Below are 15152 nucleotides of genomic sequence, written 5' to 3'. Positions count from 1 at the left end.
CAGCTCGTCGCTAGAATGGTTCCCAAAGGAGAGAAGCATGCCGTATTGGGATAACCGTCCAGCCAGTGCTTCGAACATCCGGCTCTACGTGCCCGGGTCAGGCTGGCGGCAGGCGACGGACGAGACGCCAGAGGCGGAAGGAAAGCAGTCGAAAGCAGGCGCCGCCGCCGGAATCTCGAGCGCGCTGCTGAACGTCCTCAATTCGACAAACGTAGTCGTCCTGACCGGCACGGGATCGTCGTTCGCGGCCTCCAATCCGCCTGAAGGACCGACCCCGGCCGGCATGCGGCAGGTCTGGGAGGCGGTGCGTGTGGCGACGGGGAGCCAGGTCTTCGACGCCATCGTCGACACCTTCGGCGCGGAGCGCATTGGCGAAAACATCGAGAAGCTCCTGTCGATGTGCCGCCTCTATCTGGAGCTCAACGAGGTCGGTCCGGACGGGCAGCAGGACGAGGAGCATCAGCGCGTCGCGGCCTTCGCTCCCGCAGCGGAGACGGCGATCCTCCGCAGAGTGGACTTCGTCGACGCCACCACCAACCTCGATGCCCACTCGGCGCTCGTGCAGAAGATCGGTCGGCGAGGCGCGCGCAAGCCGCGCGCGAAGCTCTTCACGACTAACTACGACCTGTGTTTTGAGGAGGTCGCCAGGCGCTCGCGCTTCATGCTAATCGACGGCTTCTCCCATACCCTCCAGCAGACCTACGACCGGCTCAACTTCGGACTGGACGTCGTCAGGCGCGACGGTGGCAGGGATAGTCCGGACTACGTTCAGAACGCGCTTCAGTTCTACAAGCTGCACGGGTCCATCGACTGGCGTCGACATGGCGGCGAGATTCTGCGCACCCGTAAGCCGATGGGGAGTCCGGTGCTGATCTACCCGAGGTCGAGCAAATACCAGGAGAGCTTCGACGCGCCCTATCTGGACATGCTGTCGTCCTTCCAGTCAGCGCTGCGCGAACCCGACACCGCCCTCCTCGTTTCTGGGTTTGGCTTCAACGACGACCACATTAGCAGTCCCATCATGTCGGCGGTGGAATCCAACATGTCGCTCCGGCTCGTGGTCTGCGATCCTGCATTCCTCGCCAGCGATGCGCTCGAGGCCGGTGGGCACGATCTCTCCGCCGGCGCGCCACCAGGCAATCGCTTCATCGCCGCCTTCAGAAGCCTTGCTGATGCTGGCGACGCCCGCATCCACCTGATGAACGGACGCTTCCAGGACCTCACCTCCGCGCTTCCAGATCTGGTCGGCGAGGACGATCGCGAGCGGCACGTCCAACGGATGCGCAGCCTCCGGGACGCTGCCGGGGGCAACCAGTGAAACTCGCTAACCCGGTCGAAAGCGATCGCTACGTCGGCACGGTCACGCAAGTGACGGCATCATACGTGCACGTGAACCTGCCGAACGCAACGCCGGGGCGCGAACAACGCGGGACGTCGCGCGGAGCGGTCGGCGACTTCGTGTTTGTCGACTGCGAGCGTTCCTATGTTCTCGGCCGCATAGTCGAGACGCGCCTTCCCGACGGAGAGCGGCTGACCGTCGAGCCCGCGATCGGAAAGGATGGCGCAGTGAACCCGATCGGCAGGGTCCAACTGCTTGCCGCCGTCGAGCAGCAGTCGAACAAGCTGAAGCGCGGCGTCGTGCAGTTTCCGCGCATCGGCGACGGCGTCTATCTCGCCGAATCCCATTTGTTGGCCAGGCTGATCAGAAACGCTGTGGCGGACGCGGACGATCTCACGTTGAACATCGGCCGAATCGACGCTGTAGACAGCGTCGACGTCTGCCTGCCACCGGACAAGCTGTTCGGCCGGCACTGCGGCGTGTTTGGCGCCACCGGCGGCGGCAAGAGCTGGACTGTTGCGACGCTGGTAGAGCAGCTGAAGGCGGCGGGCGGCAAGGCAATTGTCCTAGATCCGACGGGTGAGTTCGCCGACATGGCCTGCGTCGACTCCGTCTTCACCTTCGCGGAGCCGGAGAGGGGGCAGGTTCTGGCGCATTTTCCCTACCAGCACATGACCGAGGATGACGTTTTCTCGCTGTTCCGCCCTTCCGGCCAGAGCCAGGGACCAAAGCTACGCGAGGCGATCCGGAGCCTGAAGCTCGTGACGGCGCTTGGCGGAAACGTGCCGCAAGGCGTCACGGTCCACGACGGTCTGATCGTGAAGATCGCGAAGCAGCGTGCGCCGTTCCAGAACGCAGTCCGCACAAACGCCGTGCAGCTGCACGCTCCCGGATGCGCGTTCGACATCCAAAGGCTGGCCGAGCAGATCAAGCAGGAATGCGTGCAAGCGATCGGACAACCGAACTGCTACGGAAACATCGACAACAGCACTCTAGCGCACTGTGAGACCTTGATCTCGCGGATCAACACGCTGATCGCCTCGCAGGAGCTTCAATGCGTATTCGGCGAGCAGGGAGTCTCGCTCGTGGATCAGCTTCGCGCTTTCTTCGCCGACGAAACGCGTGACGTCGCGGTGGTGTCGTTCAAGGAGGTGCGGTTCGAGCACAACACGCGCGAAATCCTCCTGAACGTGATCGGCCGCTTTCTCCTCGCCGAGGCGAGGCAGGGCACGTTCCGCGCCGCGCCGATGGTCGTGTTCCTCGACGAGGCGCACCAGTTCCTGGGTCGCACCGTCGGGGACGAATACGCCTCGGTGAAGCTGGACGCGTTCGGCATCGTCGCGAAGGAGGGCCGGAAATACGGACTGACCTGCGTTCTAGCGACCCAACGTCCTCGAGACGTTCCAGCCGACGTTCTCAGCCAGATCGGTACGCTGATAGTCCATCGCCTCACGAACGATCAGGACCGCGAGACGGTCGAACGAGCGTGTGGAGACTTGGATCGCGGCGCAGCGCAGTTCGTGCCAATGCTCGCGCCGGGCGAAGCCGTCGTGATCGGACCTGAGCTGCCCGCACCGGTTCCGATCTTCGTTCGCCAACCTGCCTCCCCTCCAGATTCCCGAGGCCCGGCATTCCAGTCCTCGTGGGTGCAGCGAAGAGACGCTAAGCTCCGCGAAAATGTCCGCGGCGCCGTCGTTGAAGCACCGCTGCCACCTGCCGATTCGTGAAGCCACGCTTGAACGAAGAGCGGGTTTCGGGATTACACTTTATCGGGCCGAACGGCTGGCATGGAGGCGCATAGCGGACATTAACTGTTGGGACTGCTCGCTATCTGGCGTTTTGTCTGGTTGGCTTCAACTCAATTTAGCAGGGGTATTCATCGCGCTCTGCCCGCTACTTTTACCGCAGTTCCAGATCCTCGAGGACGCCAACCACCGCCGATTACGGTATTCGCGTTTAGCTCGACGGTAGGATGATTTTGCTTTTCGTATCTAACCTATTGATTTTAAACGATCGGTATTTGATTAGTTTTACAAGTAACATGTTGATATCGTGACAGTAAAATCAGACTCTTAATCAGCGGGTCCCAGGTTCGAGCCCTGGTGCGCCCACCAAGCAAAATCAGATGCTTAGGTGGTGTCCGGTCGTGAACGCACGGTGAACATGAGGCATCCGTGAGGCATTCCCGTGAGGCAAATCGGTGATGTAGGATCGCCGCGATGGGAATGAAGCGCAGCCCAAAGGATCTCTGGCGGCAGGCGAAGCAGGCCGAGGGCGAAAGCGGAGCTGCGCAAGGAGGCGACGCGCGATGTGAGGACAGGGGACGATGGGCCCATCGCGCTGTTCAAACATCGAAGTTCGCGCCGCCAGACTTTACTTCCTGCGTCACTCGATGAACGGCGCGGAAGCGACTTAAAACACCTGCTCTCCCTCTACGTGCGCCGACCCTTTAAGCCGGGGCTGACAGATCCTGGTTCGGGAAGGTAGCTCGTGGTTCGTCCCGAACATCCGTCTGACCGATCCTCTGCTCTCGATCGGCAGCCGCCCGATGAGTCGTGTCGCCGGCCGGCGTAGCAGCCGGAAGCTGCAGGACAACGAGACGCTGCCCGGGGGACAGTCGATGGATCAACAGAATCTGTCCACTGGGGAATTCCAGCGCGTCATGATGGACGTCGGGCTGGTCTTTGTTGACTTGGCGGAAGCGAGCCACTCGTTCGTTGCTTCGTGCATTCGGCAGCACTCCGAACGCGCGGTTGTATTCAACCGGCTCTTCGAATGCAACTTCCGTTCCCGGGAGTAGGCAAACCGCAACGTTGGGTTCTTCTGTTGCCGCAAGGCCCCGGGTTATCGAGTTAGCGAATGTCGTTGTAACCAGCCGGTCTCCAACTCTTGCTGGCCTCGAAGACGTAAGATGCAAGCTGTAGTCGCACATCGCACACTCCTCTTGCTGAACAATCGAAGCGGACCGGCCTTTCGATCAAGATGCCTTACAGTGCGTTTTTCCTCTCTGGCGGTAATGCCATCGGGGCTTCGTCTCCTCGGACGGTGCCAGATCCGCTTCTCCGCTAACGCGTCAAGTCAATCTTTGACGCCATGTACTTCTGAAAAATAATCGCGGCAGAAGAGAGTATATCCTGGCTGCGGCTGATCACATCTTCGTTCAATCGAAAATGTGCTGCACGCAGCCCCCTGGCCGGGCAATTTCGGTTCGGCGGGCCGCCGAAAGGAACCGGATCAATACAACCAATGAGCGTCAGCAGGTCCTGGCAGTTGGAACATACCAACGCAGGGGCATTCGCCTGTCGTCGCCAGGCGCGTAACGCGTGGATTGAATTATTTCGTGCGGGCGCTCGAAGCCGCCGAAGCATCTGCGGCATCTCCGGGTGCGATTTCCGGATATCCGGTTTGATACCGAATATCGGGTCGTTTGCGCGTCATGCCTTTCGACGTGCGAGCACGACGCCGGCCTGCAGCAGCGCTTCGATCTCATCGATGCCGAGGCCGAGCACATCCCGCAGGACGTCCGCCGAGTTTTCTCCCGCTGCCGGCGGAAACTGCGGTTCCGGTCTCGGTGTCTCGGTAAAGAAGACCGGATCGCCGATAATGCGTGCATTGCGACCGTCCTCGCTGGCGAGGTCGATCACCATGCCACGGTGCTTGATCTGCGGATCGCTCATTACGCGATCCAGGGAATTGACAACACCAGCCGGAACCCCGTTGCTGTCGAGCAGCGCAATCCATTCGTCGGCGGTACGGGCAAGAAATGCCTCCTGCAACAGCTCGACCAGTGCCGCACGGTTGGTGTTGCGCAGGTTCGAGGTCAGGAAACGTGTGTCAGCAATGAGGCTGTCACAACCAAGGAGGGTGCACAGGGTTTCCCACATTCGGTCCGTGACCGCTGCGATCACCAGTTCGACGCCATCCTTGGCGGTAAAAGTACCATAGGTGACGATTGCGTCGTGCTCGCGTCCCTGGCGTCCAGGTACGCGGCCGGAGTGCAGATGGAATGCCGCCTGATAGCAGAGCATCGCGACCTGGCAGTCGAGCATGGAAATGTCGATGATGTCGCCGCGGCCGGTGCGCGCGCGCCGATGCAGCGCCGCCAGGATCGCGCTTGATGCGTACATGCCGGCGGCTAGGTCAGCGATAGGAATGCCGGCGCGCACTGCGACGCCGTCGCGGGCGCCAGTCAGACTCATGCCGCCGGACATGGCCTGAACGATCAGATCGTAGGCCGGTTTGTCACGATAGGGGCCGTCCTGGCCAAAGCCGCTGATCGAGCACCAGATCAGCGATGGCTTCTCGGCGCGCAGCGCATCGGCGGAAAGCCCGAGCCGGGCGCAGACCCCGGGGCGGAAATTCTCGATGACGACGTCGCAGACGAGCGCCAGCCGGCGAACCAGCGCAACGCCTTCCGGCGTTTTCAGGTCGACGACGAGACTGCGTTTGTTTCGATTGATCGAGAGGTAGTAGACGCTGTCGTCGCCGACATAGTCAGGCGGCATGTGGCGCGAGACATCGCCCTGCGGCCCCTCCACCTTGATGACCTCCGCGCCCATGTCGGAGAGCATCTGCGTACAGAAGGGGCCGGACAGGACCTGTGTCAGGTCGAGGATTCTGATATCGCAGAGTGCCGGCTCGTTGGCGGGTGGCATACCGCATCTCCTTTATGCTTGATCTCCTCTTATGCCTGCCGCGCGCGCTCCTGCTGGCCGGAACGAAGCTCTTGGATGATTTCCTGCGTGTGTTCGCCGAGACCGGGCGAAACACGGCGGCGCGGATCGGACAGCCCGGCCTTGGCGAGCGGATCAACCAGATGCGGGATGCGCCCATCGACAGGATGGTCGGTATAATCGATTATGCCGCGCTCGCGCGCATGTTCGGAGACGACTGCTTCGTCCGCCGTATAGATCGCGCAGATCGAGATTTCGGTGTCACGCATCTCGGCGGCGAGGGCATCACGGTCGCGCGACAGGCAGAAGTCGCCGATCACCTGACGGAAGATCGCGGATTTTTCGCCATGGTCGGTGTGGCGGTCGGCCCAGCTCTCGTCCGGTGCGAGGTCGCTGCGATCAATATAATCGCAGAAGCGTTTCCAGGCACGGTATTCGAGCAGGCATACGGTGACATGCTTGCCATCGCGCGTCGGATAGATCGCGTAGCGCGGATTGCGCCCCCACGGCTCCATCTCCGGTTTTCCGGGATGACCGGCAAGACGCGACAGCGCACCGGAAAGGCCGACGTTCGAGACGCTGATCAGGCTGTCGTACATCGGCACTTCGATGTAGCAGCCTTCGCCGGTTGTCAGGCGGCGGATATAGGCCGACAACACGCCCATCGTGGCGAATGCCGCCGCGGTAAAGTCGCCCCCCTGGAACGGTGGCATCGCCGGCGTCTGCCCCGGCTGTAGATTCTTCCCGAGAATGCCGGCGACACCCTGGATCGAGAGGTCGTGGCCGGGCACGCGGCCGAGTGCCGAACTGTTGCCGAAGCCGGTGATCGAGCAATAGATGACCGACGGGTTGCGCCTGGCGACCGATTCGTAGTCGATGCCGAGCTTCTTCGTGACACCGGGGCGGAACGATTCGACGATCACGTCGGCACCGGCGGTCAGATCGTCAGCCACAGCCCGATCTTCGGCCTTGTCCAGATCGAGCGCAATGCTGCGCTTGTTGCGGTTGATGCTGTTGAAATAGACGCCAACGGATCTGTAGACCGGCGGATTGAAGCGCGAATAGTCGCCGATCTCCGGTTGCTCGATCTTGATGACGTCGGCGCCAAGATCGCCGAGTGTTTGCGTGCACCATGGTCCGGGAAGCAGTCGACTGAAGTCGATCACGCGGACGTTTCGGAGCGGGAGATGTGTTGTCGTATGGTTGTTTTCTGTCATGTCGGTGCGAGAAACGGGTTTCGCTGAGAGTAAGGTGAAGGGTGTCCGATCAGGAGACGACGTAGCGGAACATATTGCGCAGCGCTTCGCTGTCCGTCTCGGTCTTGAAGGCGTGTCTGTTCTGTAGGTCGAGCGCGCGCTGTACGGCCGGGCGCGCGGTAACTTCGTCGCAATGGCGCTTGAGGTTGGGAAACTGGGCCCATGCGCCGTCACCCATGATGCGTTCGAGGAGCCGTACCCAGCCCCACAAGGCCATATCGACGATCGTATAGACACTGCCGAGCACGTACTGGCGGTGCGCAAGCCGTGCTTCGAGGATGCCGTAATGCCGCTTCGCTTCGAACTGATAGCGGGTGTTGGCGTACTCCGCAGGCTGCGGCGCATAAAGGCGAAAGTGGATCGCTTGGCCGGAATAAGGGCCGATGCCGGTAGCGACGAACATCAACCAGGACAGAAGTTCCGCCCGGGCGGCCAGCGTATCGCCCGGAAGAAACCGGCCGGTCTTTTCCGCGAGATAAAGCAGGATGGCATTGCTATCGAACAGTGTCGCATCGCCATCGGTCAGTGCAGGCACTTTCGCGTTCGGATTGATCGCCAGGAATTCCGGCGTGAACTGTTGACCCTTGCGAGTGTCGATGGCGATCGGCTCATAAGGGAGCCCTGTTTCTTCAAGACAAAGCGCCACCTTCATCGGGTTCGGTGATCGACTATAGTAGAATTTGATCATGGTGCTGTTGCTCGGAATTTTTAGGAAGCATCAGGGCAGAATACGACGCGCGCGAAACGCATCGAAATGACGGATGAATTCGCCGAGCGTATCGACCGTCCGGTGGAATCCGAACTGTCGTGCCTTGGTCATGTCTGACATCATGTCCCAGCCCGGCGTGAAGACGAAATCGCCGTAGGACCACAGCGCCAACCGCTCGTACGGCGTCGGCGCGAGGCCATGTTTCCTGACAATAGTGTCCCAGACGGGGCCCTTGTCGGCCATCGCCTCGGCGAGCCGGACAGTACGAACTGGGCCGATATCCATGTTGAAGTAGCGTGCGAAAGCCGGCCAGAGATTTTCCCAGCGGATGTAATTGCCATTGGTGATGTTGAAGGCCTGGTTGGCGCAGCGCGGTTCGTTTGTCATCCAGCGGATAGCATCGACCAGAAAATCCGCCGAAGTGCACTGGTAAAGCGCGTGGTAGTTCTCCGGCGTGCCGGGGAAACACAGCGGCAGTCCCATTTCACGGCAGATCGTTGCGTAGGCAGCGATTACTAGGACGAGGTTGCGCGGCGAATCGGGAACCAGATGGCAGATTCCGTGCGGTCGTGTTGTGGACCACGTCCAGCCGCGCCCGCGTTGCCGCGCTTCAATGTAATCCTGTTGCGCATAGTAGAAATTGTTCACGAGGACGCGAGGATCATCCTCTTTCGCTGGCGTGCGAAATGGGCCGAGATTTGATCCGTACCATTTCGTTCCGTGCACCAGATGAATGTGCTGCAGTCGCGGCGCGATCGGCTCCACCGCTTCCACTAGATTTTGCAACATGGCCAGGTTGGTGTCGACTGGCTCCGGCGTGCCGGTCGCGTGGTCGTAGCGGCCGGAGTACAGAATGTGCGTGGCGTCAGTGAAGCCGCTCAGCTTTGCGCGGCAGTCGGCTGTGTTGGTCAAGTCGACAGGGATGAATTGTACGCCGGGGATGTTCAGCGGCTTGCGCGCGAGCGCGACGACATCCCATCCATCGGCGGCAAGGGATTCGGTCAACCCCCGCCCGATGACGCCGGTGGCGCCGGCGATGATTGCTAGGTTTTTTGACATGACCCTGCTGTTTGTCGGTTTCGCTTTGGTGGAAAATTAGTCCAGCCTTCGAATTCTCTGCGGATAGAGTCGCAGAACGACGCCGGTGTTTCCTTCTTCGGCTCGAAGTGGAGGTGTCCGGTGTTGTGCCGGCCACTGGGCTCGCCACCCCTCGACGCCTACCCTTCGGGCTCCTGCTGTTTCCGTTTTGCTCTTGCATAGCAGGGAGTGTGCCAGTCGCGTGGTGCGTGGTTTGCGTGGCCAGCCAATGCCGCGGAGCAAGTAACCTGCATGTCTCATCGACACATTGTCCGCTGTAAAGACACATATTGCGGCGCATCTGGTGGAGTAGCCTCGCATAGCGAGCACCCTACGCGGAAATTATCCTAGCTACACCTGTGGCATGGAGCTTGCTGGAAACCTTGCTCGATGTGGCTGCATTACGTCACGTCGTGCGATCTGAGGTTATAGCGGGCCCATCTGCCGCCTTGATCGCTTGCTGCAAGGCGATGTGCGACGCATTGGTCGAGATACGCAGGAAGTAACCCAATTCCTTCGGAGGATCGAAAATGAACCGGCACTGCAGTCGAGCCGTCGCGATATTAGGGGCGTGTCTGGCCATCTTGGTCGTGCCACCGGCGGCTGCGCAAAACAAATATCCGAGCCGCGCCATTGATCTCATCGTGCCGTTTGCGCCCGGCGGCTCCACCGGACTGACTGCGCGCGCACTTGCGCAGGCGCTGGAGGAGCGTTGGAAAGTCCCTGTACGCGTCGTCAGCAAGCCGGGTGGAAATACAGTGCCGGCGGTCGAAGAGGTGATGCGCGCCAAGCCGGACGGCTATACGGTACTGGCCGAATCGCCTGCGTCGAGCTCGATGTTGGAGGTTGTTGTCAAGAATCTACCCATGAAAGTAATGGATCGCACCTTCATGGGTCTGCTGGCGCAGACACCGATGATCTTTATCGTATCGCCGGAATCGCCGTTGAAGACACTGCAGGATGTGGTGGCGCGCGCAAGACAGGACTCAAGCACTCTGACCTGGACTTCGCTTGGTGGCGCGGGTGCGCAGGACTACACTTTCAGACAGTTCTTCAAAGCGCTCGATATCGACGTGACTAAGACTCGGTCGGTGGCACTGAAGGGGGGTGCGGAAGCTCCCACCATCGTTGCCAGTGGTCATGTCATGGTCGGCGCCGGCTCGTGGAGCGCGATCTCTCCGCTTGTCGGAAGCGGTAAGCTGCGCGCCATCGCGGTTGCTTCGCCGGAGCGTTTCCCGGCGACACCCGATGTTCCGACGACGGCAGAGGCCGGACTGCCGTCGGTCAAGATCCTGTTCTGGTTCGGTGTTTCGGGTCCGCCAAACCTGCCGCAAGATGTCATAGACGCCTGGGATGATGCGCTGAAGGATATTGCCCAGGACCCGAAATTCCACCAGAGGATCGCGACGCTCGGCATGGTCCCGTATTTTCATCCCGCCGCCGGAGTCGCGAAGATGGTGGAGGCCGAAAAGAAGGTCGTCGAGGATCTGTGGTCGAAGTGACGAATATGAATCAAGATCACGCTGTGCTTCTTGCCTGGACGGATATTCCAGAAGAAGAAGAGGAAGCATTCAACGAATGGTATAACCGCGAGCATGTGCGAGATCGTGTGCTCGCAGTGCCCGGCTTCATCAACGGCCGGCGTTTTGTCGCCGTCAAGGGAGCGCCGAAATATCTGGCGTTCTATGAAACGGAGAACAATGCGGTGTTGCGATCAGACGCCTATGTGAGTCTGATCGCGAACCCTGACGAGCGCAGCCGCCATTTCATCATGCGGTTTCGTAACCCGATCCGCACATTGGCGCGGCTCACGGCTTCGCTGGGGGAGGGCGAGGGCGGTATGCTCGGGGTGCTGGCGCTTGCGCCGGTCGAGGGCGACCCGTCGCGGCTGCGTAGAGCCTTGATCAACGAAATCATGCCGGCGCTGCTGCGATTTCGCGGGGGCATCGCGGTGCGGTTGCTGGAGAGTATTCCTTCGCAGGAGGCCGTATCGACGGCACGCCATGTACGGAAGGGAGATCGGTCGCTCAACTGGGCGCTGTTGATCGAGGCGGACAGGGAGCGGACGCTGGAAGAGGCCGCGGCATTCCTCAATGCGGATACCCTGCGCAATATTGGTGCGCGTATCGAGATGGAGATGGCGACCTTCCGTATGGCTTATCGTGTCTCGCGATAGCAGCGGCGGAACCTCACTCAGGAGACGCCGAGTTTTTTGTAGAGATATGACCGCGAGATGCCGAGCTCTTCGGCGACCTTCTTCTTGTTGCCCTTGTGGCGAGCCAGAGCGTCGCGGATAATGTCGCCTTCGACACGATCAAGTGCGCCTTGCAGGTTACCAACCTGCATCTGCTCGGGCGCGGCGGTCGGCGCCGCCTGCATCAATGCCGGCGATTGGAAATCGGCAATGCGTAGCCGGTTATCACTGCAGAAAATGACTGCTCGTTCCACGACATGGCGCAATTGGCGAATATTGCCTGGCCACTCCTGCCTTGCAAGGTAACCGTAGACGTCGTCGTCGATCTCCGGGATTGCCAACTGGTGACGCGATCCGAACTCCGTGAGGAACTTCTCGATCAGTACCGGAATGTCGTCCAGCCGTTCGCGTAGCGGTGGAACGGTCAGCACGATCGGGCTGATGCGATAATAGAAGTCCAGCCTGAAGTTCTCGTTGGAGACGAGGTTGCGGAGATCGCGGTTGGTCGCTGCGATGAGTCGGAAGTCGACTTCTTGGGTGCCTTCTCCACCAACGCGCTGGATCACGCGATCCTGAAGGACACGCAACAACTTTGCCTGGATGTCGAGCGGCATGTCACCGATCTCGTCGAGAAACAGTGACGAGCCGTGGGCCTGCTCGAATTTTCCGCGGCGGCCTTTCCGGTCGGCGCCGGTGAACGAGCCCGGCTCGTAGCCGAATAATTCGCTCTCGACGAGATTGCTCGGTAGCGCGGCTGAATTAACGATCACCATCTTCTGTTTCTGCCGCGGACTCAGCCGATGGATGGCGTGGGCAACGAGTTCCTTGCCGGTACCGCTCTCGCCAAGGACGAGCACCGAAATGTCGAGCGGAGCGATGCGGACGATGTCCTCTTTCAGACGCTGGATCGCCTTGCTCCTGCCGACGATTGTATCGAGATCGAAGGCTTCGCGTCGAAGCACATGCGCTTCACGACGGTAAAATTCGAGTTCTTTCTCAAGCGCGTTGACGCGCTGGTTGAGTGCCTGGACCTGCTCCGGATTCTTGAACATGACGCGGCCGATGGCTCCGACGAGCTTGCCCTCGCGGAAGATCGGGCTCCGGTTTACGACACGGTCCTGACCGCGCATGCGCTGGACATCGCCGACCTCGGCCTTGCCGGTTCTGGCTACGTGGTCGAGCCGGGTATTCTCGATGACGTCGCGCACCGGACGTCCAATGGCGGCGCCATGGTCGAGACCGAAGAAACCTTCGTGGACCGGTGACAGGAAGGCGACCTTTCCGTCTGCGTCGACGACAGTCATCGCATTGAACGGGTCGGTCAGCAGATGGTGGATGATGTCCCAAGCAAAGTCGACTGCTGCAGCGAATTCGAAAACGGAATCCATCAGACCGTCGACAATCGCGGCAAAATGATAGGTGTTGACCTGCGACCAGAGAAATACGCTTTTTGTTTCGGTCTGGATCGGGACCATGCGCCGGCGGATGGCATCCTCACGCCAGGTCTTGTCTTCAACGAGCGCCACGATACGCGGATCAGTGCCGCGACCGACGGAAAAGACGACCTTGCCGGCGGCATCGACGACGATCAGACCGGCGATATTGCGCGTATCAGTCAAGAGCGTCCTCCAGGTAGCACCGCCGTGAGATTTGTTGTTGCGGTGCGATATTTTTATGTTTCCTTGGCAGACACTCCATCCCGGCCTGTCCGAGCCAAGAACACCGTGCAGGGTTTGTAACGGCACAAATGAATGCGTTCAACGGTTCTGGCGTTGTGGCACGGTCATTGCTTTTCCCGAGGTACCCCCGAGAGGCCGCCATGCGGTACCGATGTAGGAAAGGTTATGGAATCCTCAGCCACTCAGCGTTCGCATGCCGCCGATGCGGAACCGGTTCAACTGCCGCTCACGCGCATCGGCGCCGGCTTCAGCTTCCTCTCGGGAATGCGGGTTCTCGATCTGAGCACCTCGGTCGCAGGGCCCTATGCGACGATGCTGCTCGGCGATATGGGGGCCGACGTCATCAAGATCGAGCGGCCGGGTATCGGCGACGATGCGCGTGCCTGGGGCCCGCCGTTCCTGGACGGAGAGTCGCTCTGGTACGTTGCCGTCAATCGTAACAAGCGGAGTGTCACTCTTGACATCGTCGCACCACGCGGGCGCGAAATCCTCGACGCCCTGATAAAGGCGAGCGATGTGGTCCTGCTGAATCAACCGCTGCGTGTCCAGAAGAAGCTTGGCGTCGACGCCGTTGCCTGCCGCGCCATCCGGCCGGACATCGTTCATGTGTCGATCACTGGTTTCGGGCTACAGGGCATGCGCGCCGATTGGCCTTGCTATGACCTGATCGCCGAAGGCTATTCCGGTATCATGGATATCACCGGTGAAGCGGATGGCCCTGCGCAGAAGATTGGCGCGCCGGCTGCCGACATGTTGGCTGGTCAGGATGCAGCCTTTGCTACGGTGAGTGCTTTGTTTGAGCGTACGCGGACCGGCGCGGGACGGTCTATCGACGTATCGCTCGTAGATAGCATGACGCGTTTTCTGTCCTGTCGTATGGTTCCGTATCTTGGTTCGCAGGAGATGCCGCGCCGTTCGGGCGGGAAAGACAGTGTCATAGCCATTTATCAGGCATTCGAGACGGCCGATCTGCCACTGACGCTAGGTCTTGGTAACGATACGATCTGGAAGCGGTTCTGGAGGGCCCTGGATCGATCGGATATCGGCGATCGTGAATGTTACAACACCAACGTCAAACGGCGCGAACATCGCGTGGAAATCGTGTCGATTATTCAGGACCTGTTGCGTCAGCATCCACGTGATCACTGGCTCGGTCTATTCAGCCGTAACCGTGTTCCGGCCGGCCCGATCTATCGCCTGGACGAGGTTGCGCAGGATAGCGGCTTGCTCCAGCGGGGCCTGTTCTACACGCTGGATGACAATGGTCGGCTGCTGCCGCAGGTGGGTACCGGCTTTCATGTCGACGGTAAGGCTAATGTTCCGCGCAGGGCGCCGCAGCGACTTGGCGCCTCGACCGTCGAGGTTTTGTGCGATTTGGCAAAGCTGGGCGACGGCGATATCGAATCGCTCAGGCGCGACGGCGTGATCTGAAGGAGCTCGGCTGTGACCTACAAAACGATACTCTATGAGGAAGACGGTCCGATCGGGACAATTACGCTCAACCGCCCGGATGATGGCAACATGTTCAATGTGGTCATGTGCCATGAGATTCGTGACTGCATCGAGCAGATCCGCCGCGAGACACGCACGCGCGTTGTCGTCATCACTGGTGCCGGCGATCGGTTCTTCTGTATCGGTGGCCGCAAGGACGGTATGGAAGATAGTACTCTCTATGCAGGTACGCTGCCGACACTGGAGATGTACGATGCCATCGACAAATTGCAGAAGCCGGTGATTGCATCGGTTAATGGATTCGCGGTCGGTGGCGGAAACGTACTGCAGATGGTCTGTGACATGACCATCGCCAAGGAAAGTGCAATGTTTCGACAGGTTGGACCGATGGTCGGTTCGTTCGATGCCGGCTATGGCACCTGGTATCTGGAAGATCTGGTCGGAAAGAAGAAGGCCAAGGAAATCTGGTTCAACAATCCGAAGATCAAGGCGCGTGAAGCGCTGGAACTGGGTTTGATCAATCGCGTGGTGCCGGATGATCGGCTCAGGGAGGAGACCCGCGCCTTCGCGCTTGAGACCGCCGAGCGGGGCTCGTTTGCACTCGCTGCAGTGAAGGCGGCTTTCAATGCCCGCCATGGCGGCGTCACCGGGCTGGCACGTATGGCGCATGACCTGTTGCTACGTGCCTATCTCGAAAGCGAGGAAAGCCACGAAATGGCGGCATCGTTTGGCGAGAAACGGAAGCCGGATTCGTCCAAGTTCGGTAAGTGATC

Annotated in this window: 12 protein-coding genes; 7 read left to right on the top strand and 5 right to left on the bottom strand. The window is 60.3% G+C overall.

The features are described 5' to 3' along the window. Window positions 1-37: 37 nt before the first annotated feature. The 3 genes from VNZ93_RS22890 (at window position 38) to VNZ93_RS22880 (ending at window position 4139) form a co-directional block, all read left to right on the top strand. A complete protein-coding gene (locus tag VNZ93_RS22890) occupies window positions 38-1318 on the top strand; it encodes an SIR2 family protein (protein WP_325710866.1) in 1281 nt (426 codons plus the stop codon). Continuing rightward, a complete protein-coding gene (locus tag VNZ93_RS22885) occupies window positions 1315-3066 on the top strand; it encodes an ATP-binding protein (RefSeq protein ID WP_325710863.1) in 1752 nt (583 codons plus the stop codon). Before VNZ93_RS22890 ends, VNZ93_RS22885 begins: the two co-directional genes overlap by 4 nt. Before the next feature lie 821 nt (window positions 3067-3887). Continuing rightward, complete coding sequence (locus VNZ93_RS22880; protein ID WP_325710860.1) at window positions 3888-4139, top strand: hypothetical protein; 252 nt, start codon at window positions 3888-3890, stop codon at window positions 4137-4139. A 634-nt stretch (window positions 4140-4773) separates the two neighbouring features. Here the strand turns inward: VNZ93_RS22880 and VNZ93_RS22875 are convergent. Genes VNZ93_RS22875 through VNZ93_RS22860 form a run of 4 tightly spaced genes read right to left on the bottom strand, consistent with a single transcriptional unit; the run spans window position 4774 to window position 9036 of the window. Further along, the gene (locus VNZ93_RS22875) at window positions 4774-5994 is read right to left on the bottom strand and encodes a CoA transferase (RefSeq protein ID WP_325710857.1); all 1221 of its coding nucleotides are present in this window, start codon (window positions 5992-5994) and stop codon (window positions 4774-4776) included. 29 nt (window positions 5995-6023) lie between these two features. Continuing rightward, window positions 6024-7229 carry a CaiB/BaiF CoA-transferase family protein gene (locus VNZ93_RS22870; protein ID WP_325710854.1) on the bottom strand — a complete coding sequence of 402 codons (1206 nt, stop codon included), beginning with the start codon at window positions 7227-7229 and terminating at the stop codon, window positions 6024-6026. A gap of 49 nt (window positions 7230-7278) precedes the next feature. Beyond that, window positions 7279-7956, bottom strand: coding sequence for a glutathione S-transferase family protein (locus tag VNZ93_RS22865; protein ID WP_325710851.1), 678 nt, complete (start codon window positions 7954-7956; stop codon window positions 7279-7281). A gap of 30 nt (window positions 7957-7986) precedes the next feature. Then, window positions 7987-9036 carry an SDR family oxidoreductase gene (locus tag VNZ93_RS22860; RefSeq protein WP_325710848.1) on the bottom strand — a complete coding sequence of 350 codons (1050 nt, stop codon included), beginning with the start codon at window positions 9034-9036 and terminating at the stop codon, window positions 7987-7989. A 548-nt stretch (window positions 9037-9584) separates the two neighbouring features. Between VNZ93_RS22860 and VNZ93_RS22855 the strand changes: the two genes are divergently transcribed. Both VNZ93_RS22855 and VNZ93_RS22850 read left to right on the top strand, forming a co-directional pair. Further along, complete coding sequence (locus VNZ93_RS22855; protein ID WP_325710845.1) at window positions 9585-10556, top strand: tripartite tricarboxylate transporter substrate binding protein; 972 nt, start codon at window positions 9585-9587, stop codon at window positions 10554-10556. After that, a complete protein-coding gene (locus VNZ93_RS22850; protein ID WP_325710842.1) occupies window positions 10544-11230 on the top strand; it encodes a hypothetical protein in 687 nt (228 codons plus the stop codon). Before VNZ93_RS22855 ends, VNZ93_RS22850 begins: the two co-directional genes overlap by 13 nt. Window positions 11231-11247: 17 nt before the next feature. Here VNZ93_RS22850 and VNZ93_RS22845 read toward each other — a convergent pair whose 3' ends face one another. Continuing rightward, a complete protein-coding gene (locus tag VNZ93_RS22845) occupies window positions 11248-12867 on the bottom strand; it encodes a sigma-54 interaction domain-containing protein (RefSeq protein WP_325710839.1) in 1620 nt (539 codons plus the stop codon). Window positions 12868-13092: 225 nt separating this feature from the next. Here VNZ93_RS22845 and VNZ93_RS22840 point away from each other — a divergent pair, with 225 nt between their 5' ends. Continuing rightward, entirely contained in the window at window positions 13093-14358 is a 1266-nt protein-coding gene (locus VNZ93_RS22840) for a CoA transferase (protein WP_325710836.1), read from the top strand. Between the two features lie 12 nt (window positions 14359-14370). Further along, complete coding sequence (locus VNZ93_RS22835) at window positions 14371-15150, top strand: enoyl-CoA hydratase-related protein (RefSeq protein ID WP_325710833.1); 780 nt, start codon at window positions 14371-14373, stop codon at window positions 15148-15150. The last annotated feature ends 2 nt before the right edge of the window (window positions 15151-15152 follow it).

Origin of the sequence: Pseudorhodoplanes sp., from assembly GCF_035565795.1 — a bacterium.
Lineage (GTDB): Bacteria > Pseudomonadota > Alphaproteobacteria > Rhizobiales > Xanthobacteraceae > Pseudorhodoplanes.
The sequence above is the reverse complement of the archived record's forward strand: the minus strand, read 5'-3'. Positions and strand labels throughout refer to the sequence as shown.

What these genes read in the sequence shown, in the direction of transcription:
- VNZ93_RS22890 (WP_325710866.1), top strand. Translation starts at nt 38, where the DNA reads ATGCCGTATTGGGATAACCGTCCAGCCAGTGCTTCGAACATCCGGCTC.
- VNZ93_RS22880 (WP_325710860.1), top strand. Translation starts at nt 3,888, where the DNA reads ATGAGTCGTGTCGCCGGCCGGCGTAGCAGCCGGAAGCTGCAGGACAAC.
- VNZ93_RS22875 (WP_325710857.1), bottom strand. Translation starts at nt 5,994, where the DNA reads ATGCCACCCGCCAACGAGCCGGCACTCTGCGATATCAGAATCCTCGAC.
- VNZ93_RS22870 (WP_325710854.1), bottom strand. Translation starts at nt 7,229, where the DNA reads ATGACAGAAAACAACCATACGACAACACATCTCCCGCTCCGAAACGTC.
- VNZ93_RS22865 (WP_325710851.1), bottom strand. Translation starts at nt 7,956, where the DNA reads ATGATCAAATTCTACTATAGTCGATCACCGAACCCGATGAAGGTGGCG.
- VNZ93_RS22860 (WP_325710848.1), bottom strand. Translation starts at nt 9,036, where the DNA reads ATGTCAAAAAACCTAGCAATCATCGCCGGCGCCACCGGCGTCATCGGG.
- VNZ93_RS22855 (WP_325710845.1), top strand. Translation starts at nt 9,585, where the DNA reads ATGAACCGGCACTGCAGTCGAGCCGTCGCGATATTAGGGGCGTGTCTG.
- VNZ93_RS22840 (WP_325710836.1), top strand. Translation starts at nt 13,093, where the DNA reads ATGGAATCCTCAGCCACTCAGCGTTCGCATGCCGCCGATGCGGAACCG.